The organism is Sporosarcina ureae, from assembly GCF_002082015.1.
Taxonomy (GTDB): Bacteria; Bacillota; Bacilli; order Bacillales_A; family Planococcaceae; genus Sporosarcina; species Sporosarcina ureae_A.
On the sequence record NZ_CP015109.1, the window covers coordinates 2868095 to 2891586 of the forward strand.

The 23492-nt window shown below is 43.9% G+C and carries 20 protein-coding genes; 17 read left to right on the plus strand and 3 right to left on the minus strand.

Annotated features, from left to right (window positions below; translation table 11 throughout):
- Positions 1–390 precede the first annotated feature (390 nt).
- The 9 genes from cccB (at position 391) to SporoP17a_RS13915 (ending at position 8248) form a co-directional block, all read left to right on the plus strand.
- On the plus strand, positions 391–735 hold the full coding sequence (gene cccB / locus SporoP17a_RS13875) for a cytochrome c551 (RefSeq protein ID WP_083035232.1): 345 nt from the start codon (positions 391–393) through the stop codon (positions 733–735).
- Between the two features lie 197 nt (positions 736–932).
- Positions 933–1619, plus strand: coding sequence for a cell division ATP-binding protein FtsE (ftsE, locus tag SporoP17a_RS13880; protein ID WP_083035233.1), 687 nt, complete (start codon positions 933–935; stop codon positions 1617–1619).
- Positions 1609–2493, plus strand: a complete 885-nt coding sequence (ftsX, locus tag SporoP17a_RS13885) for a permease-like cell division protein FtsX (RefSeq protein WP_083035234.1) — start codon at positions 1609–1611, stop codon at positions 2491–2493. Before ftsE ends, ftsX begins: the two co-directional genes overlap by 11 nt.
- A gap of 25 nt (positions 2494–2518) precedes the next feature.
- Positions 2519–3826: a murein hydrolase activator EnvC family protein gene (locus SporoP17a_RS13890; RefSeq protein WP_237262339.1), complete on the plus strand. Its 1308-nt coding sequence runs from the start codon at positions 2519–2521 to the stop codon at positions 3824–3826.
- 73 nt (positions 3827–3899) lie between these two features.
- Complete coding sequence (locus SporoP17a_RS13895; RefSeq protein ID WP_083035235.1) at positions 3900–4553, plus strand: hypothetical protein; 654 nt, start codon at positions 3900–3902, stop codon at positions 4551–4553.
- On the plus strand, positions 4550–5137 hold the full coding sequence (locus SporoP17a_RS13900) for a redoxin domain-containing protein (RefSeq protein ID WP_083035236.1): 588 nt from the start codon (positions 4550–4552) through the stop codon (positions 5135–5137). Before SporoP17a_RS13895 ends, SporoP17a_RS13900 begins: the two co-directional genes overlap by 4 nt.
- A gap of 70 nt (positions 5138–5207) precedes the next feature.
- Entirely contained in the window at positions 5208–6635 is a 1428-nt protein-coding gene (locus tag SporoP17a_RS13905) for a S41 family peptidase (protein ID WP_083035237.1), read from the plus strand.
- 174 nt (positions 6636–6809) lie between these two features.
- Positions 6810–7982: a PDZ domain-containing protein gene (locus SporoP17a_RS13910; RefSeq protein ID WP_083035238.1), complete on the plus strand. Its 1173-nt coding sequence runs from the start codon at positions 6810–6812 to the stop codon at positions 7980–7982.
- A 14-nt stretch (positions 7983–7996) separates the two neighbouring features.
- Positions 7997–8248 (plus strand): CsbA family protein, encoded by a 252-nt coding sequence (locus SporoP17a_RS13915; RefSeq protein WP_083035239.1) that lies wholly within the window; start codon positions 7997–7999, stop codon positions 8246–8248.
- 111 nt (positions 8249–8359) lie between these two features.
- Here SporoP17a_RS13915 and SporoP17a_RS13920 read toward each other — a convergent pair whose 3' ends face one another.
- Together SporoP17a_RS13920 and SporoP17a_RS13925 are read right to left on the minus strand one after the other, a co-directional pair.
- Entirely contained in the window at positions 8360–8662 is a 303-nt protein-coding gene (locus SporoP17a_RS13920) for an AzlD domain-containing protein (protein WP_083035240.1), read from the minus strand.
- Positions 8662–9384 (minus strand): AzlC family ABC transporter permease, encoded by a 723-nt coding sequence (locus SporoP17a_RS13925; protein WP_237262340.1) that lies wholly within the window; start codon positions 9382–9384, stop codon positions 8662–8664. The genes SporoP17a_RS13920 and SporoP17a_RS13925 overlap by 1 nt, the downstream gene beginning before the upstream one ends.
- 108 nt (positions 9385–9492) lie before the next feature.
- On the opposite strand from SporoP17a_RS13925, the gene SporoP17a_RS13930 reads away from it, so the two are divergent.
- From SporoP17a_RS13930 to SporoP17a_RS13965, 8 genes are all read left to right on the plus strand, one after another.
- Positions 9493–10125, plus strand: coding sequence for a TVP38/TMEM64 family protein (locus SporoP17a_RS13930; RefSeq protein ID WP_083035242.1), 633 nt, complete (start codon positions 9493–9495; stop codon positions 10123–10125).
- An 829-nt stretch (positions 10126–10954) separates the two neighbouring features.
- Positions 10955–14446, plus strand: a complete 3492-nt coding sequence (gene addB, locus SporoP17a_RS13940) for a helicase-exonuclease AddAB subunit AddB (RefSeq protein ID WP_083035244.1) — start codon at positions 10955–10957, stop codon at positions 14444–14446.
- Positions 14430–18134, plus strand: coding sequence for a helicase-exonuclease AddAB subunit AddA (addA, locus tag SporoP17a_RS13945; protein ID WP_083035245.1), 3705 nt, complete (start codon positions 14430–14432; stop codon positions 18132–18134). The genes addB and addA overlap by 17 nt, the downstream gene beginning before the upstream one ends.
- Positions 18131–19318, plus strand: a complete 1188-nt coding sequence (locus SporoP17a_RS13950; RefSeq protein WP_083035246.1) for a DUF418 domain-containing protein — start codon at positions 18131–18133, stop codon at positions 19316–19318. Before addA ends, SporoP17a_RS13950 begins: the two co-directional genes overlap by 4 nt.
- A 55-nt stretch (positions 19319–19373) precedes the next feature.
- A complete protein-coding gene (locus SporoP17a_RS13955; RefSeq protein ID WP_083036123.1) occupies positions 19374–20270 on the plus strand; it encodes a fumarylacetoacetate hydrolase family protein in 897 nt (298 codons plus the stop codon).
- Positions 20271–20362: 92 nt separating this feature from the next.
- On the plus strand, positions 20363–20737 hold the full coding sequence (locus SporoP17a_RS13960) for a YisL family protein (RefSeq protein ID WP_083035247.1): 375 nt from the start codon (positions 20363–20365) through the stop codon (positions 20735–20737).
- A 30-nt stretch (positions 20738–20767) separates the two neighbouring features.
- On the plus strand, positions 20768–20899 hold the full coding sequence (locus tag SporoP17a_RS17175) for a hypothetical protein (RefSeq protein ID WP_255408169.1): 132 nt from the start codon (positions 20768–20770) through the stop codon (positions 20897–20899).
- A 177-nt stretch (positions 20900–21076) separates the two neighbouring features.
- Entirely contained in the window at positions 21077–22447 is a 1371-nt protein-coding gene (locus SporoP17a_RS13965; RefSeq protein ID WP_083035248.1) for an alpha-amylase family glycosyl hydrolase, read from the plus strand.
- Positions 22448–22624: 177 nt separating this feature from the next.
- Here the strand turns inward: SporoP17a_RS13965 and SporoP17a_RS13970 are convergent, their stop codons facing one another.
- The gene (locus SporoP17a_RS13970) at positions 22625–23482 is read right to left on the minus strand and encodes a DegV family protein (RefSeq protein WP_083035249.1); all 858 of its coding nucleotides are present in this window, start codon (positions 23480–23482) and stop codon (positions 22625–22627) included.
- Positions 23483–23492 lie beyond the last annotated feature (10 nt).

The following is a 23492-nucleotide window of genomic DNA, read 5'->3' on the forward strand; positions in this document are numbered from 1 at the left end:
AAAGATTTTTGTCATGTGGATCTGAAAGTAGATCATAGTAAATGAAAATTCATTCTGTAATATTGTAACGTCCTTGTATATTACAAAGACGTTACAATATTACAGACTATGACAAAGAGTGATTTTTATTTAACTCAAATTATGTGGTACACGCTGAATTTCCTTGTTATTTTACCCACGTGTCAAAATACTATGTTTAAGAACGGATTTTCTGGTGAATACTATATATGTATTCACTACCAAAAGGGCTTTTTATGGCTTGAAATAGAAAAGGAACGCGATGGTCCTCGTTAGTTTATAACTTTGTCATCTATTTTCACCATAATTCGGTCGGTATTTGGTATACTACTTGTTGTGTTAGAAAATTTTAAGTAAAAGGGAGGATATTACATGAAGAACAAACTATTGGCTACACTCTTCGGAGCGGCTTTAGTTCTCGGCGCTTGTGGTGGAGGCGACGATAACGCTTCAGAACCAAAAGATGACGCAAACAACGACAACGGCGCAGCTACTACTGATGTAGATGCAGAAGCAGTTGTGCAACAAAGCTGTGCATCATGTCACGGAGGAAACTTGGAAGGTGGAGCAGGTCCAGCACTAGAAAACGTTGGAGCTACACACTCTGAAGAAGAAATCCATGATATTATCATTAACGGTAAAGGCGCAATGCCTCCTGGTATTATTCAAGGCGAAGAAGCAGAAGCAGTTGCTGCTTGGTTAGCTGAAAAGAAATAATGAACTGTCCGGTCGTCTCCAAGATTTTCTTGGGGGCGATCTTTTTTTGTACATATTTCCAAAAGATAAACTAGATTTTTACAATTTTGCTTTCTTAATCAATTGATACATAACTGTAATACATGGTAGAGTTAAGCCCATGCTATAATAAAAATGGCGAATATGAGAGAAAAACAAAATTCAGGTGGTTATGATGTATGATTGTAATGAAAAATGTATACAAAAAGTACCCGAATGGTGTTGTAGCCTCTAACGGAATTCATGTCGAAATCGATCAAGGGGAATTTGTATATGTTGTCGGGCCGAGTGGAGCAGGTAAATCTACGTTCATTAAAATGATGTATCGTGAAGAAGTCCCGTCTAGTGGATTGATTTACTTTAACAATACCGATCTGACGAAAATGCAAAGAAGAGATATCCCTTATTTGAGAAGACAAATTGGCGTAGTATTTCAAGATTTTAAACTACTGCCGAAACTGACTGTCTATGAAAACATTGCGTATGCACTAGAGGTAATTGAAGAATCACCGAGCGTCATACGTCAAAAAGTGACAGACGTGTTGAAATTAGTGGGACTCACTAAGAAAACGAGAATGTTTCCAAATGAATTGTCTGGCGGAGAACAGCAACGCGTGTCGATTGCACGATCAATCGTCAATCAACCGAAGCTGGTCATTGCAGACGAACCGACAGGAAATTTAGATCCAGAGACTTCATGGGAAATCATGAAGATTTTTGAACGGATAAATGCACAAGGTACAACGATCATTATGGCTACACACAATAAAGAAATTGTGGATAATCAACCACATCGCGTGATACAGATCGAAGGCGGACTCATCACACGAGATGAGCACGAAGGAGAATACTCCAATGAAATCTAGAACAGTACGACGTCATATTCGGGAAAGTTTCAAAAGTCTTAGTCGAAATGGCTGGATGACCTTTGCTTCAGTTAGCGCTGTGACTGTGACTTTACTATTGATTGGTGTATTCATCGTGATTATGATGAACTTAAATCAACTGGCCGATAACATCGAGAACGATGTGGAGATCAAAGTCGTCGCGGAACCAGGAGCGAGTGAAGTAGAAGTCCAGGAACTATTGAAGGAAGTTAAAGAAACCCCAGGTGTTGCCGAAGTCAAGTATTCCTCACGAAAACAAGAATTGGAGCGAATGATTCAATCTTTCGGTGATGAGTTAGCGCTCTACAAACAAGACAATCCCCTCGGTGATGCCTTATATGTCAAAGCGGATGATCCCAAAAACACAGCATCCATCGCCAATGAAATCGCTACGTATACGTATACGTTTGACGTAGAGTACGGTGAAGGGAAAGTAGAAAAACTTTTCAATGTCTTAAAAATAGGGCGAAATGTAGGACTAGGGTTAATATTGGCCTTACTGTTTACTGCCATGTTCCTTATATCGAACACGATTCGACTCACGATTGTGGCGAGACGGACTGAAATCGATATTATGAAACTGGTTGGGGCAACAGATAGTTTCGTACGGATTCCTTTCATGCTCGAAGGTGTGTGGTTGGGGATTTTTGGTGCGATTATTCCAATGGCCCTCATGACCACATTTTACTCGAAATTGTACGAATTCTGGGAAGGTCGTTTGCAAAATCAGTTATTCCATTTGCTCGATCCTAACCCCTTCCTATTACAATTAAACTTCTTACTACTATTCGTCGCTGTCTTTATTGGCGTCTGGGGTAGTTTCATGTCAGTTAGGAAATTCTTAAAATCGTAATTTTTACTAAGGGGAGAACACGGATTTGATAAAAAGACATAGAATCATTTCAAGTGTCCTTGCGGTATGTTTGCTGGCCACAACGGTTGGTAGTATAGATGTATTCGCGGACTCTCTGAAAGATTTGCAGAATGAAAAAAAGGCTGCAGAAATGAAGAAGAAAAACTTAGATTCGACTATCCAAAAGAAAGAAACGCAAATACAGGAAAAACAGTCAAAAGTCGATCAGCTGATCAACCAAATCAAAAAGCTGAATGATAAGATTGAAGAGACTAACCAAAACTTGGATCGCATCCTTGCTGAAATGAATCAGACGAAAAAGGAAATTGATGTACTTCAAGCATCTATTAAAGAATTAGAGATTCGGATCGAACAACGAGACGAAGTATTGCGTGAGCGCGTTCGCGTAATGCAAGTCAAGGGGAATAAAGTCAGTTATTTAGATGTACTTCTTGGCGCTAACAGTTTCTCAGATTTCATTGACCGTTTCTCGGCAGTATCTACATTGATGGATGCCGATCGAAAAATCATTCAACAGCAAGAAGAAGATATGGCGTTACTTGAAGAAGAGAAGAAACTTGTCGAGCAGAAATTGGCTGAACAAAAAGAACGCAAGCAAAAAATTCAAGCAATAAAAGATGAACTGCATAACCAAAAGCTAGAAAAAAGAGATGTGGTCAATGAGCTTGAAAAGAGTCAAGAAAAACTTTCAAGTGAAAAAGGCGCATTAGAAGAAGAATATAGCGATACGGTAGCATTCAGTTCTAAACTCGAAAAGAAAATTATCGCAGAACAAAATCGCTTAGCAGAAGTCGCTCGTAAAGAGCAAGCGAGAAAGCAAAAGTTGCAGCAAGAAAGATTGGCAGCAGCGGCTAATAGTAGTTCTACAAGCGCAAATGCGGCTCCGCCTATTTCAAGCGGATCATGGACAAAGCCGACAACGGGTAGATTCAGTTCAGGATTTGGCTGGCGGACTCATCCGATATCGAAAGTGAAAAAACAACACCGTGGAATGGATATTAGCGCACCTACAGGAACTCCAGTTGTCGCAGCAGGAAATGGTGTCGTCTCCTATGCAGGTACTATGGAGGGCCTAGGGAACGTGGTCATGATCACGCACTCCGTAAAAGGTCAAATCTTGACGACAGTCTATGCTCACCTATCCACGATTGGTACGAGTTCAGGACAATCTGTCGATAAAGGTCAATTAATTGGAGCAGTCGGTTCGACAGGTTACTCTACGGGTCCACATTTGCACTTTGAAGTGCACGTAGGCAACTTCTCTGCCACAGGTCCAAGTGCAGTCAACCCTTTGCATTACGTTTCTTTTTAATATAGCATGAAATGAAAACCTGCCTGAAAAGGTGGGTTTTCATACGTTTACAGAAAGAACAGGGGGATTGACAATGCGGGTTACGCAGTACTACCCAATCGGTTCTATTACAATGCCTTCCTCATGGATTGCGTTCATTGCGGGTTTCCTAGTCACCTATCTTTTCATTCGCTTATATTTTGGTAAAGTACATGGCGCACGAGTCGGTGATGTATTTTTTAATGTGGTGATTGTCTGGAAGTTATCCGTGGTTTTGACAGATTTCACCATGGTCCTAAAAAATCCACTCTCTATTCTTTATTTTCATGGCGGGATGTTTGGCTGGATACTGGGACTCGTCGTAGCTGGTTTATTGATGCTCCGGCAAGTATATAAAGAGAAGTGGAAGCGTATCGATAAATGGTCGCTATTGCTTGCGTTGATTTGTTGGCAAGCTGTCTATCAAATCGCTATGACTTTTCTAAATGAAGGCAGTATAGTAGTGAAAAGTGCAACGGTTCTATTATTTGTGGCCATCTTTGTCTTGACATGGTGGAGTGAACGAAAGAAAGTCAATACAGTGAGCGAACTTGCTGGCGTCTTGGTAGCGGTTCATTTTCTCGGATCGGCCATTCAAGGCAATCTACTGAATACAGCATTCATCACGACTATTTTCATCGGCTTGTTCATGTGGGGAATAGAGAGAGCTACAGCACAACCGTTTAGCGGAAAGGAAGAGGTAGAGTGAGTAAGAAAACACTTGGGTATATCATTACGGCATTAGTGATCGGAACATTAATCTTCATTATGGTACAAAATACAGTCGGACAGAAAGACCCTGTAGAAGCCCCGATTACACAAGTAAACGAGGAAGATGCATTGCCAGGCGAAGAGGAAGGTTTGGCGCAAAATTCAGTTGCACCGGACTTTACATTGGAAACATTAGCTGGCGAAACGGTGACGCTTTCCGAGTTAAAAGGAAAGAAAGTCATTTTGAATTTCTGGGCGACGTGGTGTCCGCCGTGTAAAGCGGAAATGCCGCATATGGAAAGTTTTTATTCGAAATTAACGGATGAAGACCAAGTAGAACTGATCGCAATCAACGTGACGGAATCAGAGAGGCTTGGTTTAAGTGAAGTGGAAACGTTTGTAGATGATTATGGATTAAGCTTCCCTATTCCACTAGATAAAACGGCGGAAGTCACACATACATATGGTGTGTTATCGATGCCTACCACGTATATGGTTGATACGCAAGGACGCATAGCACAAAAAATCATTGGACCATTAGATGAAAAAGCATTGAATGAATTAGTCGATTCGATGGACTGAAAAAAGAGTCTGTTCTCGTGTCGTAACTTCTTGTCTCCCTTCATATAGTGAAGAGAGGAGGAGGTTATGAATGCGTAAGAGCAGGCTTTTTTTGGTGGGGGTGTTATTACTGATCGGCGCCATATGGCTAAATGGTTGTGGTAAGCAGGAGGTAGCAAAGAATGAATCGGTCAGTAAGCTACCTGTAGTCGATGAGGTGTTTGAAAAGATTCAGGAGAGAGCTGTATACCCAGTCAAAAAGGACGAGCTGATTGAAGGGGCATTGCGGGGAATGACGGATACAATCGGTGATCCGTATTCTACGTATCTAACGGGACAGGAAGCGGAGTCTCATCGGGAATCACTTGCAGGATCACGTGTAGGGATCGGTGCGGAAATGACACGGACGAACGGTAAGTATGTGATTGTAGCCCCAGTTAAAGGAGGACCAGCAGAAAAGGCAGGATTACAGCCGTATGATGAAATTGTGCGCGTCAATGGGGAGCGTTTGGCCAATGAAACACTTCGCGATGTAGTGAATATGATCCGCGGTGATAAGGGAACAGAAGTGAAGTTGACGATTTTTCGACCTGAAGCGGATAAGCATATGGAATATACGATCACGCGCGATCATATGCCCGTGCAGTCTGTGTCACATGAGCTGATGAAAGAACGGGATGCTAAGCTCGGGTACATAGCGCTAAGCATGTTTGGTGAAGAGACCGCAAAAGAGTGGCAACAGGCTACGTCTGACGTCATCAAAAAAGGTGCCCAAGCGATCATCATCGATCTTCGAGGTAATCCAGGCGGCTATTTGAAGGCAGTATCTGAAATTTCCAGTAGTTTGTTAGAAGAAGATCGAACATTTGTCGTGATGCAAGATGCACAGGGAAATTTGACGCCTATTTCAACGGAGAAAGACGAAGAACTTTCATTCAATGAACGATTGAAACAAATTCCGATTGTGGTCTTACAGGACGTCGGCAGCGCATCGGCGAGCGAAGTATTGAGTGCGGCGATCAAAGACTTGAAACGTGGTGAAATTATCGGCACGACAAGCTTCGGAAAAGGAACAGTTCAAGAAACGATGGAATTATCGAACGGCGGAGAGTTGAAGTTGTCCACGAGTAAGTGGCTGACACCTAAAGAGAAATGGATCCATGGTAAAGGGGTCGCAGCGGATATTGAAGTAAAACAGAACAGTTTATTCACGGAGCACTTACAGATGGTGACGGATACGATGAAAGAAGGGCATTTCAATGATCAAGTTGCTTATGCGCAACGCATGCTCAAAGCTTTTGATTTCCGTCCAGGTAGAACAGATGGCTATTTTGACAGTGAAACGGCAGAAGCTGTACATGCATTCCGTGCGGAGCAAGAGATCAAAGAAGGCTATGATATGGACAGAGAATTCTTCACGGCATTGAAAACAGCTACTGAAGAATATCGTGCAGAGTCAAAGAACGATAAACAATTGCGAATGGCGGTCGATTTCCTCGTCAATGAACTGGAAAAATAATAGTAGAGGCGGTTCGGCAAGGTCTTGGCAACAAGACACGCGCGGACAGCCTCTTTTTTTATTGTGTAATTTAGCTTAAATTGGAACTTCGCTAAGAACTCACTCGCTATTTTCTATCTTTTTTTGTACAATGAAGAAAAGAGCTGTAAAGATAAGCGAGAAAGGTGACAGAAGATGTCTAGCGAACTATTACGTAATTTACAAGAAGCATTACTTTACTTTTTTCTGAATCCAGTCTGGCTAATCGCTTTAGTGGCTGCCTATATGCTGGGCAGTAAACGGGTAAGCCGCGAACGAACAGATTTCAATGTGGGCATACACAAAGGTTCTACTGAAATGAAACACATTCTTTCAGTAGGTTGGTTGCACGGGCTCGTCTTGTCGATTCTGATCGCAGGTATAGGGTTGATCGTCGACTTTAACTGGATTATCCTTTTATCCGTTATTATGTTGCTCGTTATTGTCTCATTCTCTTATAAACTAGCATCACCGATCTACTATGTGGCTCTCGCGTTTTTTGCGCTCTGGGCATTGGATCGTTTTGCAGGTGATTTTTCAATCGGCACATGGTTCGTTCAAGAAGATCTGGACTTCTTCGGTACATTGGCTATAACGGTACCGATTATTGCAGGATTATTGTTAATTTCGGAAGGGTTATTGGTTCGTCGTCACGCGGCGCGTCATACGTCTCCAACATTCGTTTCGACGCAACGTGGAATGCGTGGAGCCATTTATCAATCTAAATTACTTTGGCTCGTGCCCGTTGTATTTTTAGTGCCGGGACATATGGTGGCGGAATTTGCTCCTTACTGGCCGCAATTCACATTAGGCTCAGAGCAATTTTCATTCATTCCGGTGCCTGTCGTGATCGGATTCTCGCAACTGGTGCGTTCGACGTTCCCAGACGTGCTGTTTCCTAAGATGGGAAAAGCCATTGCTTGGCTTGGTGTAGCGGTAGCGCTTGTAGGTATTGGCGCAATCTGGATGCCAGTACTTGGCTGGGCGGCATTACTGGCAGGTGTTCTATGCCGAATCTTGTTGAGCGCTATGATTTCACTATCAGAACGCAATAAGCAAGTGTTGTTAGTGCCTCAATCGGAAGGCGTGTATGTAGTAGCCGTTCTTGCTGATTCACCAGCAGAGAAGATGGGCATTGTGCCAGGTGATTTGATCAAGTCGGTGAACGGAATCTCGATTCACAACGAAGATCAATTGTATGACGCCATCCAAGTCAACGCTGCACACTGTCGTTTACAAGTAATCGGCCGCGACCAAGAGGTACGTCTGAAGCAACAAGTGCTGTTCCGTCATGATCACTTCCGTTTAGGTATCGTAGTTGTGCGATAAAAGGGGAGAACACTATGCATGATTTCGAAACGAAGTTGCTGTTTGCGATGTTGTTGCCAGGGATTTTAGTTGTGTTTTTTACGCGCGTGACATTTCATCACGTCGTTGGATTAATTTTGACAGTAGCGCTCATTGCGGCTTCCGTTTATGCAGGATATACGCATAACTGGATATTGTATGTGGCGGATGCTGTGTCACTGACAGTAGGTTTTTGGTTTGCGTCGCGCATGGTGAAGAATGCGCGGCTGAATCAGTCCGAAGAGTGAAGAAAAGCGGTTTTCAAAGAGCATATATGCTTTGAAAACCGCTTTTTGTTAGGAATACTAGTTAGTAGCTGTTTTAATTGTCCGCGCTATGGGGAATAGTGAGAGTACGAGTTAAAATAAACTGTAGACAGCGAGCGCTGCAATGGTCCCAATCACGACAAACATGACGTCGAGGCCGATGAACGCTAAAGCGAACGCTATGACGGCACCTATTATGCCAAAAAGAATATCATCTTGGATATGTAAAATAGCTGGAAAAATAAGTGCACCGAGTACTGCATAAGGAATGTTACGCAACACACCGCTGACAATTGGCGGCAATTCCTTGCCATCGAGAATGGTTAACGGAATCATTCGAGGCACATAGGTGGCGATGGCCATACCGAGCAACATCCACCAATAAGTAGATCCCATCAGTTTTCCTCCTTTTGTTCAGTAAAGCGATCGACGTTTTTATTACTTTTTACATATAGAATTTCAACAAAGATTGCGGAAGCGAGCGTCGCGACCAATATCGACCATCCAGTAGACAATAGATGCGTGTAATAGAGCACGCAGTGAATGGCTGCCGCTATCGCTGCAAGCAACACTACCTTGCGATTGCCTTTCATAGACGGGACGAGCAAGCCGATAAACATGGCATACAGTGCCACAGACATCGCTTGTTGTAGAAATTGCGGTAAATTGGCTCCGATGACGTGACCTACCGCTGTGAAGATCACCCAACTGCTATAGGCGATCAGGGCGACACCGAATGTGAAGGCGGTCGTGACTTGTCGATTCTTTTGTGTGGCGAGCACGGAAAATGTTTCATCGGTGATCCCGAATGCGTACATAGCTTTCTTCCATTTTGGCGCGGGTTCCACTTTTTCATTTAGGGCAGCCGTCATAAGGAAGTGCCGGATATTGACGATAAATGTATTCGTCACGATCAGCCACGGAGCAACGCCGGACGCGAGTAAGCTAAGCGCCATATATTGAGCCGCTCCTGCGTAGACGAATAGACTCATTGCAGTCGCTTCCATAATAGAGAGGCCAGTCGTTTTAGCGAGCAGTCCGAACGTTAACGCAACGGGAAAGTACCCGATGGCAATACTCGAGCCTGCTTTCAGGCCATGAGAAAAGGTTGTATTCACTAGGCAGCCCATCTTTCTTTTTATGAATCTAGGAGCTAGTATACTATAATTCAACATATTCTACAGCATTATGACTAAAAATTATGAAAACCAGTGAGGGTGTCAGCGATGAATGAATGGCTAACAATTGATAAAGTGGAAGATCTAGCAGAGGAGTATGAGGCGCTAGGTTTTTTGATGGGATTAATTCCGCCATTTTTGGAAGCGTTCCTACCATTTCTGCCTCTCTTCGTGTTTGTTATTGCCAATGCCATCGCGTTTGGTTTTTGGCTAGGCTTTGTGCTTTCCTGGGCAGGAACCGTAGCGGGTTCGTATGTCGTGTTCTTGCTCATTCGTAGATTTGGTGGCAACAAGTTTTTCTCGTTTTTAACGCGTCCTAAGAAAGTACAACAGCTGATTCAGTGGGTCGAGCGTAATGGCTTTGGTCCGTTGTTTGTCTTAATTTGTTTTCCGTTTACGCCTTCTGCTTTGGTGAATCTTGTGGCGGGTTTGTCGAATATGAATAAGAAAAATTATTTGTTTGTGTTGATGCTTGGTAAGCTTGTGATGATTATGATGATTACGTTTATTGGCTATGATGTGCGGGCGCTTGTTACGCAGCCGATCCGGACGTTGATTATGTTTGTTGTGATGTTCTTGTTGTGGTTGGTGGGGAAATGGTTTGAGCGTAGGTTGACGCGGAAGGTGGAGGATGATTTTAGGAGTTTTTCTCGTGTGCAGGGTGAGGGTGAAAAAGAATAAAGGTTAACGTTTCCTGTCTTTCTTTTCTTTCGGTACAATGGAGGAAAGGGTGGCAGGGTTTTTATTTTCTGAAATAGTGAGAACTGATGGGGGAAGTACCGTTGATCTGCGTTCCAGGCGAACGCTTTCCCATGGGCCCGCGGTGAGCCAACTAGGTCGCGAGCTCCCTTTAGTTGTCTCACCTGATCGGGCTGATCCATCGGGAGTCGCCGCCTTCCACGCAGATCAACTACATGGTGGTTCTTAGGATTGTGTTTTGGGAAATTATCTTCTTTTGGAGAGTTCAAGTGAATATAAAGATATGTGGTGTTGGGACGTTGCTCGACTGGTTGTTGGGTATTGAAGTTAGTGAGTTTCTGCTTTCTGAAATAGTGAGACATGGTGGGGGAAGCACCGTTGATCTGCGTTCCAGGCGGACGCTTTCCTGCGGGCATGGCTTGAGCCTCCTCGTCCGCTTCGCTCCCTGCGGGGTCTCAAGGCTCATGCTCATAACGCTTCGCTTTTAATCGCAGAAGTGATTGCTATTCCCGCGGGAGTCGCCGCCTTCCACGCAGATCAACTACGTTGTGGTTCTTAGGATTGTGTTTTGAAAAGTTATCTTCTCATAGAAAGTTCAAGTGAATATAAAGATATACGGCGTTGGGGGCGTTGCTCGACTGGTTGTTGGATACTGCAGTCGCTGCGTGTCCGCTTTAGCATTGCCTGCTAAATAAAGAACTACTGATCAAACAGAAAAACTATGTGCAAGAACTACGGCACTATACTGCTACTAACTTATTTAATAATTGACTCTATATACATTCAACTTCCAACGAAAGGGGAGAAAAACATGACATTGCGTTTTATTACGGGACGTTCCGGAACGGGAAAGACGACTTTTATTGAACGGGAGATTGCGCAAGAATTGAAGGAGCGGCCGATGGGGGCGCCTATTGTGGTGATTGTGCCGGATCAGTTATCGTATTCTATGGAATATAGTCTATCGGTTAAGTCGGGGCTGTCTGGTATGATTCGGGCCCAGGTGCTGACGTTTAAACGATTGGCTTGGCGGGTGTTGCAAGAGGTCGGGGGCATTACGCGTGAGGAAGTGGATAGTTTTGGCTATCGCATGCTTGTGCGTAGTGTGTTAGAAGACAATAAGGAGTCGTTTAAGCTTTTTAAACAAGCGGCTTCGAAACATGGGTTTGCTGAGCAGATTAGTGACGTCATGAAGGAGTGCAGTAAATATTGTATTGATCAGCAGGCGTTTAGTGAATTGAAAAATTCGCTTGTGGATCAGCAAGCTCCTCGGATTTTGCAGGACAAAGCGCATGACTTGCAGTTGTTGCTGGAGAAAATTGAAGAACGTCTTGGCACGACCTACATGGATAGTGAAGGACAACTCAATGCGCTAGCTGATCAGTTGCCGCATTCGGAGTGGTTGCAAGATGCGTCGATCTACATAGACGGCTTCGGTGATTTCACGACACAAGAATATACGATTATTACGCAATTAATGAAATATACGAAACGAGTGACCGTCGTGTTGCCAATGGAAGAAAAAGTGCATAACAGCGAGCACGAATTATTCCATACAGCTCAGCAACAGTACGAAACGCTGCAACAACTGGCATATAGTGAGTCCGTGGAGCGTGAAGAACGCGTTCATTTGACGCAGTTGCAACGCTTTTCAAATCAAGAATTGGCCCATTTAGAAGAGCAGTTTGATCACTATCCTCCTGAATCGTTTGAATCGGAAGGTGCGATCCAAATTATCGAAGCGTCGAATCGCCGTGCGGAAGTTCATGCAGTGGCACGTTCGATTCGCAAGATGATGCGTGAAGGCAAGCGTTATCGAGGAATGACGGTGTTAAATCGACAACCGGATGTGTATAACGAATTGATTCAGAGTATATTCACGCAATATGATATTCCGGTGTTCATTAATCAGAAGAAACCGATGCTTCATCATCCATTGATCGAGTTTGTGCGTTCATTGCTTGAGGCGGTGCGAACTGATTGGTCGTATGAAGCGGTGTTCAGGTCAGTGAAGACGGACCTGTTTTTCCCTGTCAATGAAAGCAAGCAAGTATGGAGAGAGCGGGCAGACCGCTTGGAGAACTTTGTGCTAGCTAAAGGAATCCATGGCAAATCTCGTTGGCAAGATGAAGAGCGTTGGAAGGTCAGTCGCTATAGAGGTCTAGAAAAAGTTCGTACTGTACAGACCGATGAAGAACTTGCGACGCAGGCGGAGTTTGCGGAGACGCGTGATATGATTCGCGAGCCAATTGAGCAGTTACAGCAGAAGTTACAATCTGCCCGCACCGGTCGAGACGTGGCGGAAGCGTTGTTTTATACGATAGAATCACTTCGTATCTACGATAAGATTATAGAGTTACAACAATCCGAACATAAACATAATCGGTTGCAAGCAGCGGCAGAACATGAACAAGCGTGGACAAGTTGGATTAATGTGTTGGATCAGTTTGTTCTGATGTTTGGAGAGAAGGAGCTGCCGATTGCTGAGGCGATTAAAATATTAGATGAAGGATTCGATACACTTGAATTCAAATTGATTCCGCCTTCGCTCGATCAAGTGACGGTGACGACTATGGAGTTGTTTAATTCGATGGGGGTCGAAGCGGTGTTTGTCCTCGGCGCGAATGAAGGGATATTGCCTCTGCGCAATGATCACGAGGGGTTGCTGTCGGACAGTGACCGAGAGTTGTTTAGTGAAATTGGCATTACGCTAGCCCCTACGACAAAGCTTCAGCTTATGCGCGAATCGTATATGGCGTATCGGGCGTTTACCGGAGCGAGTGCGCATTTGACTGTCAGCTACCCCATTGCGGATGAAGAAGGAAAGGCGTTGATACCTTCTCTTTATATTCCAAGGCTTAAGCAGATGGTTTCGAATATACCGATGGAAATCGCCGTCATGGAGCCAACGGAATTGTCCGAAGTAGGAGACAAACTTGCCTATATTGAACATCCTGAAGTGGCGCTGTCTTACGCGATTCGGATTATGCGGCAAGCTTCAACTCAGGAAGAAATCGCACCTGAATGGCAAGCGGTTCTAGCCTATTATAAAGAAGATCCACTGTGGTCTTCCGTTGTAGAGTCGATCGTCCAACCTGCTTTGAAGCGTCAGAAGACCGAATTACTGGATACGGAACTAACGACAGGTTTATACGGATCATCCTTTACGACGAGTGTCTCGAGGATAGAATCGTACTATAGTTGTCCGTTCCAACATTTCACGACGTATGGTTTGAATTTACAAGACCGTTTTGAATTCCAGCTTGAAGCACCGGATATCGGGGATTTATTCCACGCAGCATTGAAGTGGGTATCCGATGAAGTCATGCGCCAAGGTTTGTCGTGGGCAGCGTTGACGAAAGAACAGTGCTGGCAGTTAGGCCGGGATGCGATTGATGCACTGGCGCCGAAGTTCTTCCATAGAATTTTATTATCGAGTCAACGCTATGCGTATATTCAACGAAAATTGATGCAAATCATTCAACGGACAATTCGTGCACTACAGTCGCAGGCGCGTAATTCAAGCTTCACGCCAATTGCGATTGAAGCAGGTTTTGGTCCGAATGAAGAAATTGCACCGCTTGAAATCAACTTGAAAAATGGTCAACAAATGCATATTAGAGGTCGAATTGATCGAATCGACACGATGAAAAAAGATGACCAGACATATTTGCGAGTAGTCGATTATAAATCGTCAGCTCGTGCGCTTGATTTGACCGAAGTGTACTATGGTTTATCACTGCAAATGCTAACGTATTTAGACGTCGCACTCGAGCATGCAGAAGATTGGCTCGGAGTCTACGCAAATCCTGCAGGCGTATTGTATATGTACGTCCACAATCCGATGTTGCGTTTAACGAAAGAATTGAACGAAGAGGCTGTGGAAAAAGAGTTATTGAAATCGTATAAAATGCAAGGCTATATACTAGAAGATGCAGACGTTGCGTTGGCAATGGATGAGCACATCGATAGTGAGTCATTGATTATTCCGGCACGCTTAAAGAAAGATGGCTCGTTTTATTCCAATTCAAAAGTCGTGCCACCTGAAGATATTAATATTCTACGTTCCTATGTCCGTAAGAAACATCAGCAAGCAGGCGACGGCATGTTGTCAGGGGATACGCGTGTCTATCCGTACCGTCTGAAAGACCATATGCCGTGCACGTTCTGTTCGTATCAGTCAATTTGTCAGTTCGATAGTACCGATCCGACACAACCGACACGGAACTATTCGGCCTATAAGCCGGAAGAGTCATTAGAAAAGATGAGGAAGGAGATCGATCCAGATGCGAATTCCAGATAAGCCGCCACATGAAACCTTTACGGACGATCAATGGAAAGCAATCCACGCGTCCGGTAAAGATATTCTCGTATCGGCTGCGGCAGGTTCAGGGAAAACGAAAGTCCTCATCACGCGGATGATCGAAAAAGTATTGAACACGGAACAGCCGATAGATGTCGATCAGCTACTCGTGGTGACGTTCACAAATGCGGCAGCGGCCGAAATGCGTCATCGCATGGCGAGTGCGCTTGAGGAAGCGATCGTACAAGATCCTTCTTCCGTGCATTTACGTAGACAGTTGAATCTGCTAAATAAAGCACAGATTTCCTCTTTGCACTCATTTTGTCTGCAAGTTGTTCGGCAGTATTCATATGTACTCGATATCGATCCTGGATTCCGTATTGCCGATGCAACCGAGGCCGCGATTTTACGTGATGACACGATTGCACTCGTTTTGGAGGATGCCTATAGTCAGCCAGATCCCGAAGCGATTTATCGTCTGAGTGATAGTTTCACCGCAGACCGGAATGATCAGGCGATCGAGACGTTAATTGATAAACTGTATGATTATTCCCGAGTGCATCCAAACCCATCGCAGTGGTTAGAGCTCATCCCACAGCAATATGAAATTGGAGAGGATGCGACGATTGACGGCTTGTCATTCATCGATTCGCTGAAAGTATCGATTCAACATACGCTTGAAGAAGCAAAAACGATCGCGCGTGATTTGCAGCGAGTGGCGGAAATGAATGATGGACCGCTACCATTGCTAGAAACTGCGAAAGCAGATGAAGTATGGATTGATGGTGCGCTTGATTATATGTTGCACGGCAAGTGGGAAGATGCCTTTGCGTATTTCCAGACGTTGAAGTGGGTGAAAGCGGGTACGATTCGTAAAGATTCATGTGACGAGGACTTGGCTACGCGTGGGAAGTCGATGCGAGATCAAGTGAAGAAAATCGTCACGGCATTAAAAGATACGTATTTTACTCGCACACCTGCAAGATTATTAGAAGAAATCCGTTTGATGGCACCACTTATGCACACACTCGTCGGTTTGGTAAAGGATTTTACGACGCGGTACCAAGCGCTCAAAGAAGAGCGCGGCTTAGTGGATTTCTCGGATCTTGAGCACTATGCATTACAGATTTTATCCGAAGAAGTAGACGGGAAGCGCGTTCCTTCAGATATTGCGAACGATTACCGAAATCGATTTGCGGAAGTATTGGTGGATGAGTATCAAGATACGAACTTCTTGCAGGAAGCAATTTTGCAGTTAGTGAAGCAAGGCGGAGAAACAGACGGCAATTTATTCATGGTAGGGGACGTCAAACAGTCGATTTATCGATTTCGTCTGGCAGAACCAGGCTTGTTTTTAGGGAAGTATGAGCGTTTTTCATCAGATGTAGAAGATCAAGGATTGAAAATCGACTTGAATGCCAACTTCAGAAGCCGTAAAGAAGTGCTCGATGCAACGAATTTTATTTTCAAGCAGATTATGGGGACACGTGTGGGAGAAATTGAGTATGACGACGCGGCCGCGCTAAAGTACGGTGCGCGATATCCCGAAAAAGACGTTTCAGCGGGACTAACCATTTTGTATGAGAATGAAGAAGAGGACATGTCAGAAGAGCAAGAGGCCCAGCAGGAGTTGAAGAAATCTCAAGTGGAAGCGCGCTGTATTGCGCAGAAGATCAAGGCATGGAAAGAAGAGCAAGCGCAAGTAGCAGATGCATTTAGTGGGAAGCAACGTCCGCTCGAATATAGCGATATTGTCATTCTCATGCGCTCGATGACGTGGTCGAGTGAAATTGCGGACGAACTAAAGGCCGCTGGGATACCTGTCCACGTTTCGTTATCCTCCGGTTATTTTGACGCCATTGAAGTGATGATCATGCTCAATACATTGCGTGTCATTGATAATCCATATCAGGATATTCCACTTGTGTCTGTACTGCGTGCGCCGTTTGTAGGGATGACCGAAAATGAACTAGCGCAAATTCGTCTCGTCAATCGGAATGTGACATTTTATGAAGCACTGCAAGTATTCATGCAGACAGGTGGTGCGGGAGTGAATCCTGCTACACAAGAAAAACTGCAACGCTTTTTCCTACTACTTGAAGACTGGCGGAATAGGGCGCGCCACGGTTCGTTATCGGAATTGATCTGGCAAGTGTATCAAGATACGCATTATTATGAAATGGTTGGAATTTTGCCGAACGGTAAACAGCGCCAAGCCAATTTACGTGCGTTACATGACCGAGCGATGGCCTATGAAAAGACGTCATTCCGTGGTTTGTTCCGTTTCCTTCGCTTTATCGATCGCATGCGTAAACGTGGGGATGATCTTGGGGAAGCACGGTTCATGAGCGAAAAGGAAAACGTTGTACGCATCATGACGATCCACTCATCTAAAGGGTTGGAGTTCCCGTACGTGTTTTTAGCGGGCATGGGACGTCCGTTCAATAAAATGGACTTCCATAACCCCTATTTATTTGATCAACATTTCGGACTCGCGGTCAAAGCGATTGATCCGGATAAACGTATTATGTTCACATCACTACCGTTTCTAGCGATCAAAGAGAAAAAGGAGTTAGAGATGCGGGCGGAAGAAATGCGCGTGCTCTACGTAGCGATGACGCGTGCTAAAGAGCATTTGGAATTGATTGCCTCCGTTAAAGATATTGAAAAGACGATGAACAAGTGGCAAGAAGCACAGTTATTGGATGAACATGAACCACTGCCGGAATATACCCGTTCACGGGCAACCGGTTATCTCGACTGGATCGGTCCAGCTGTTGCACGCCATATGGACTTTGGGAAGTTCGGTAAGACGACGGGTGGAGAACTGATGGATGATCCGTCATCATGGGAAGTAAATGCTTACCCGTTTTCTGCTTTCCATAGTACAAATGAAGTGGAGATAGAGGACTGGATACCTGTTGATCAAGAAGCGGCCGTGGCGGATCCGAAGTTGGTGGAAGAAGTGCGAAGTCGTTTTGACGCGCATTATCCGTTTGAATATGCGGTGGAGCTGTCTTCTAAACAATCGGTCAGTGAGTTGAAACGGATTGCGTTGCTAGAGTTCGAACGAGGAGATGCCGATCCATTTGAAGAAATGGAACCTGACGTCACAAAACGCATCGCGAATCTCCATGAACGACCGTCGTTTTTGCAGAAGCGTTCATTAACGAAAGCAGAAATCGGAACCGCGATGCATACGGTCATGCAACATCTGGATTTGAAAGTGGAACTAGATCAGGCGAGTGCAACGGAATTTGTGAAGCAACTTGAAAGACGTGAACTGCTGACGAAAGAAGAGGCGGCTGCGATTGATATTCAAGCGATTGTGGCATTTTTCCAAACGACACTCGGCAAACGAATGATGCAAGCCGATCAAGTGTTGCGTGAAACACCGTTCACCTATGCACTTCCTGCTGTTGAAGGAGAGTTCCAGTTGCTACAAGGTATTGCTGACTGTCTGTTCCATGAAGACGGCGAGTGGGTACTCGTTGATTATAAAACGGATGATATCAGTAAGTTTCATTCCGATCAGGCGATTGCAAAAGAAATGCAAGTCCGTTATGGCACGCAGTTGAATTTGTATAAAAACGTACTGGAATCCATTCTTTCAATTGAGATTAAAGAAATGTTGCTCTATTTATTCAGCGGAGCAAAAATTATTAGCTTACAGGAGGAATTCATTTGAAATTGACTCCTACACCTCTAACCGAACGGGTGGAAGCACTCGATTACTTGAGAGGAATTGCGTTACTCGGGATTTTGATTGCGAATATGCTTCATTTCCATTCGCCGTATGCGTATATGGATCCATATTCGTGGTTTACCGTTCCGCATGAGCAGTCGATGTTTCATTTTATCGATGTGTTTATAGAAGCTAGTTTCTATCCACTATTCGCCATGTTATTTGGCTATGGTGTGAATATGCAGTATGAAAAATCATTGAAAAACAATACACAGTTCGCACCATTCATGGCACGACGAATGGGGATTCTACTGATCTTTGGCGTGTTGCATGCGGTACTCATTTGGTCAGGTGACATTTTGTTTACGTATGCGCTCATGGGATTCATCATGATTGCGGTGATTCGAATTCCGAAGAAATGGTTACTGGCACTTTCGTTCGTTATTTATTTTGTGCCGACATTATTGTTATACAGTATTTTGGCACTTACTCGTAGTGCAACTTCATCAAATATGTTGGATGGATTTGAAGATGTTCAGCAAATCGAACGTGCGATTGCTGCTTATGCAAACGGTGCGTTCGGCGATATTTTCGCTTTCCGTTTGAATGAATTTTTCACGTTTGAAATCATCGGGTCGATCACAGCGGTCTTTATCATTCTGCCATTGATCATGTTCGGTGCAGCGTTATCGAAATTCAAGATTATTGAGCGTATGTATGCGTTGAAAGGAAAGTTGCTATTCGCGATGCTAGTATTCATTCCGATTGGCGTTGTATTGAAGAACATCCCGAGTTGGGACGATCCGAAATTCGAAAATATCTTACTCGTTCAATCCATATTTGGTGGACCAATTTTGACGCTTGGATATGGGGCATTATTTTTATTACTGTTTCAAATTCCATTTTTAAAGAATATTACGCAACCTTTTGCAAATGTTGGTAGAATGGCATTTACAACGTATATTATGCAGTCGGTGTTTGCGACGATGATATTTTATTCATATGGAGTAGGTCTGTATGGTAAAGTAGATATAGTGACCGGCACGTGGCTGGCAATCGGAATTTTTGCGATTCAGCTTATTGTAGCGCAGGTTTGGTTGACGAAATTCCGAATGGGGCCGCTTGAAGCTGTGTGGCGGAAGTGGTCGTACGGAAAGAATTTCGTCGTGAAAGAGGAAAAAAAGTAGATTTTGTCGTACCATAGGAGTATGTGAATTCACATGGAAAGGGTTGGGTATTGAAATGAAATTATTGTCATTCCGTTACGAAGGACAGACTTTATTCGGACCAAAAGTTAAACGCGAGGAAGCTGTATGGGATCTAATCGCAATGGCTGAAGCGTTGGAACAAACTGATTTCCCCAAAACGATGATCGAAGGCGTTTCCCACGGTATGGATTTTGTAGAGGAAGTTCGTAAATTGGTAGAGAAAACGGAAGCTGAAGGAAACGTAGAGCAGTTTAAACATGCGTTCACTGACATCGAATGGTTATCTCCCATTCCACGCACACCGAAAAACGTGTTATGCGTTGGAAAGAACTACCTCGATCATGCAGAGGAACTTGGATCGAAAGCACCTGAGAAATTGATGCTATTCACCAAGTCCCCAACAGCCATCGCAGGGGACGAGCAAACGTTATCGATCCATAGTGAAGTGACGGATTCATTGGATTATGAAGGAGAATTGGCTGTCGTAATTAGCAAGACAGGCAAAAATATTCCAAAGCAACTGGCATATGATTACGTATTTGGTTACACAATTGGTAATGATATTACAGCACGCAATATCCAGACAGAACACAAACAGTTCTTCTTAGGTAAAAGTTTAGACGACTCTTGTCCGATGGGGCCTTATGTGGTGACGAAGGACGAAATTCCAAATCCGCAAAATTTATCCGTCGTCACAAAAGTGAATGATGATGTACGCCAAAACGGTAATACGTCCAACATGATTTTCAAAATCGATGACTTGATCGCGGAAATCTCTAAGTACGTCACATTGGAGCCGGGTGATGTCATCTTAACAGGTACGCCAGCTGGTGTTGGTAAAGGTATGACACCACCAACGTATTTGAAAAAAGGCGATACAGTCAAAGTTTCCATTGAAGGAATCGGCACACTAGTTAACCGTTTCGAATGATACGTAGGTCTATGAAATAAGCAACAGAATAGTCGTAGTTTGAAAGATATGGTAGAATATCAATCGACTATACTAATAATGAGGTGGAAGTAATGGGATTTTTAACTGATACAACCCATATGCATATTTTTACATGGGTAGTAGGAATTGTACTATTTTTAGTAGCAGCCAGTATGGCAACAGGAACAAAAGGAAAAAAGATTACACATATGATTTTGCGTCTGTTCTATGTATTGATCATTATCTCAGGAGCTGCGTTATTCTTTAAGCATATGAGCATTGATTCCATGCTGTATGGTATCAAATTTGTCCTGGGTATTCTGACAATCGGATTTATGGAAATGGTTTTAGTTCGCGGAAATAAAGGGAAGAATACAGGTCTTATGTGGATTCTCTTCATCGTCGCGCTACTTGCTACGCTGTTCATAGGTTTCAAATTGCCAATGGGCTTCAACTTTTTCGCATAATCACTACTGACTACTAAAGGAGATGAGCAAATGGCAACACAGGTCGGCTGGATATTTTTACTTGTAATCCTGGTACTGATGGGACTGTTTGCCGTCTCCGTTGTAGTCAGTGCGCGTAAACAGCGGGATCTCAAACTTTTAACTGAAGAAGATCGCGAATAATTATGCTTCGGCAGTAGAGATTTTTCTCTACTGCTTTTTTTATTGACATGAGCGTCATACTTTCACAAGATTGTCTTATTTATAGAACGCCTCCATGGATTTCACAAGAAAGAATGGCATGGCTTGCTACCGTTTGATAAACTAAAAGAAGAGTTTGTATGAGGAGGATTTACTAAAGTGAAACGAATAATCGGACTACTGGCAACTTGTATGCTTGCCCTATCGATAGCACCATCCGCTTTTGCAGATACCGATCGATCTTTCAGCGATGAAAGTATCTATGATTTACTTGTCGACCGTTTCAATAATGGGATTGAATCTAATGATTTCGATGCCGACGCAAAAAATCCAGCAATTTTTAACGGTGGCGACTTCGCTGGAATCAGCAATCGATTGCAACACTTGATCGATATGCACTTTACCATGATCTCTGTCGGACCGGTTTTCAAAACGGCTTCGTATGATGGCAATGAAGTATTAGATTACGATGAGATTGAGCCGCACTTCGGAACAGCGGAAGAATTCACTGCATTAATTGAAGAAATGCATGCGAACGATTTGAAGATCATGGCAGATTTCCCTTTAGTAGGTGAAGTAAGCAATCCGGCTGTACAGCAGGAACTGCTAGAATCCGCTGTACAATTTGTTTCTGATTATGAATTGGACGGGCTTCGTCTGACACTACTGGATCAGGCGGATACGGGGTTCCTAAACGATATGATTGAAGCAGTGAAGGAAGCCAATGCTGGTCTATACGTCATTACAAATGAACAGAGCGATGCATCATTTGACAGTATGCCGGCTGAAGAACGAAGTGCAGCGATCCAAGAATCGTTTGTGCAAGTAGACCCGGATACGTCTTCATTAAACCAGTTTAGCAATGAAGATACAGGGAAATTACTACAGTTCGATGATTTAACAGGACCACGTTTTACATATAAAATGGTAGAGCTTCGTCAATTCCCACCGACACGTTGGAAAGTAGCGACGGTTGCACAATTCATGCTCCCAGGCGTTCCGTTAGTACCTTATGCGACAGAAATAGCAGTGAATGGAAAAGAAGCACCGGAATCCCATCCGTTCTTTAACTTTAAGACGGATATGGAGTTACACGATTGGATTGGAGATTTGAACACTCTTCGCAATGATTCGGAAACGCTTCGTACAGGTGATTTCAAACTCTTGCATAATGAAGATGGCTTTGTCGTGTTTGAACGTTCTTCTGACGAGGAGACATGGATTATTGCGCTCAATAATACGTCGGAAGTGCAGAAGTTCGAGCTAGATCCTGCAGTATTTGGAGATAAAAAGAAGTTTCGCGGTGTGCTAGGTCAGGATTTGATCAAAATGACGAAGGATAACAAATATCCATTAGTACTTGAGCGTGAGCTAGCGGAGATTTATATCGTTGAGGAGGATAAGGGCTTCAATACACCTTATCTGATTGCTTCTATTCTGGTCGTTATTCTATTTGGCTTATTTTTGTATATGGTTATACGGAAGGGCAAGCAGAGTCGGACTGAGGAAGCTGTTGGAGAGAAGAAGTAAGGGGTAAGGAACCGTTGAACGACCGTTCCGGGCGGACGCTTTCCTGCACTTGCAATCAACTAAGCTAGCACAGTAAACTTCATGCGGTACTTCATAAAGAAGAAAACCCAAGATAAGTTCCTGATCTGGAATTCATCTTGGGTTCTAGACAGTCTGCAGTTTATGCGGGCTGTTTTTTTATTCGCTTTTTGTGTTGTTAAGGAAGAATAGAGCGATAGTTCCGGGGCCGGCGTGTGAGCCGATGACGGAGCCTATTTGGTGAATTTCGATGGCTTTTGGTTGGATGACTTCTTGGATCATTTCTTGGAACTCTTTGGCGGTGGATAGGTCGTCGCCATGGCTGATCGCGATGGTTTGTTCTTGTAGATTGCTGCCGCGTTCTTCCATCATTTCGATCATGCGCCGTAAGACCTTTTTGCGTCCGCGGTGTTTTTCGATGGGGACGAGTTTACCGTCTTCTACGTGAAGTAGCGGTTTGATGTTGAGCAGTCCTCCAAAGAACGCACTTGCTTTGGATACACGCCCGCCTTTGGCTAAGTAGTCTAAGTCTTCTACTGTAAAGAGATGTTCCATATGGGTGGCCATTGTGCGAATTTCTTGTTCGATCTCTCGCATACCGATGCCTTCATTACGTAGGCGTACAGCTTCTTTAACGAGTAGACCGTAGCCGAGTGAAGCACAGTGCGTATCGATGACCGCTAAGTTCATAGAAGGGTTGTCTTCTTTTACTTGGTCGCTCGTCATGACTGCCGTTTGGTACGTTCCTGATAATTGGGAAGAGAAGGCGATATAGATGCCGTCTTCATCCGATGCTGCAAGGTCTTTCCAAGCGGTCATCATTTGATCGGGTGAAGCTTGGGAAGTTTTTGGTTGCTGTCCTTGACGGATCGCATCAAACACTTCCTTTGAGTTGATCTCGACAATGTCTTCGTATTCTTTGCCGTCTAGAAGAACGCTTAATGGGAATAGTTCAACTTCGTTTTCTGTAAAGAAGTTTAGTGGTAAATCGCATGCGCTATCCGCAAAAATCTTCATTTCTTTTCCC

Coding starts and splice junctions, on each gene's coding strand:
- cccB (WP_083035232.1), top strand. CDS start 391: ATGAAGAACAAACTATTGGCTACACTCTTCGGAGCGGCTTTAGTTCTC.
- ftsE (WP_083035233.1), top strand. CDS start 933: ATGATTGTAATGAAAAATGTATACAAAAAGTACCCGAATGGTGTTGTA.
- ftsX (WP_083035234.1), top strand. CDS start 1,609: ATGAAATCTAGAACAGTACGACGTCATATTCGGGAAAGTTTCAAAAGT.
- SporoP17a_RS13895 (WP_083035235.1), top strand. CDS start 3,900: ATGCGGGTTACGCAGTACTACCCAATCGGTTCTATTACAATGCCTTCC.
- SporoP17a_RS13905 (WP_083035237.1), top strand. CDS start 5,208: ATGCGTAAGAGCAGGCTTTTTTTGGTGGGGGTGTTATTACTGATCGGC.
- SporoP17a_RS13910 (WP_083035238.1), top strand. CDS start 6,810: ATGTCTAGCGAACTATTACGTAATTTACAAGAAGCATTACTTTACTTT.
- SporoP17a_RS13915 (WP_083035239.1), top strand. CDS start 7,997: ATGCATGATTTCGAAACGAAGTTGCTGTTTGCGATGTTGTTGCCAGGG.
- SporoP17a_RS13920 (WP_083035240.1), bottom strand. CDS start 8,662: ATGGGATCTACTTATTGGTGGATGTTGCTCGGTATGGCCATCGCCACC.
- SporoP17a_RS13930 (WP_083035242.1), top strand. CDS start 9,493: ATGAATGAATGGCTAACAATTGATAAAGTGGAAGATCTAGCAGAGGAG.
- addB (WP_083035244.1), top strand. CDS start 10,955: ATGACATTGCGTTTTATTACGGGACGTTCCGGAACGGGAAAGACGACT.
- addA (WP_083035245.1), top strand. CDS start 14,430: ATGCGAATTCCAGATAAGCCGCCACATGAAACCTTTACGGACGATCAA.
- SporoP17a_RS13955 (WP_083036123.1), top strand. CDS start 19,374: ATGAAATTATTGTCATTCCGTTACGAAGGACAGACTTTATTCGGACCA.
- SporoP17a_RS13960 (WP_083035247.1), top strand. CDS start 20,363: ATGGGATTTTTAACTGATACAACCCATATGCATATTTTTACATGGGTA.
- SporoP17a_RS17175 (WP_255408169.1), top strand. CDS start 20,768: ATGGCAACACAGGTCGGCTGGATATTTTTACTTGTAATCCTGGTACTG.
- SporoP17a_RS13970 (WP_083035249.1), bottom strand. CDS start 23,482: ATGAAGATTTTTGCGGATAGCGCATGCGATTTACCACTAAACTTCTTT.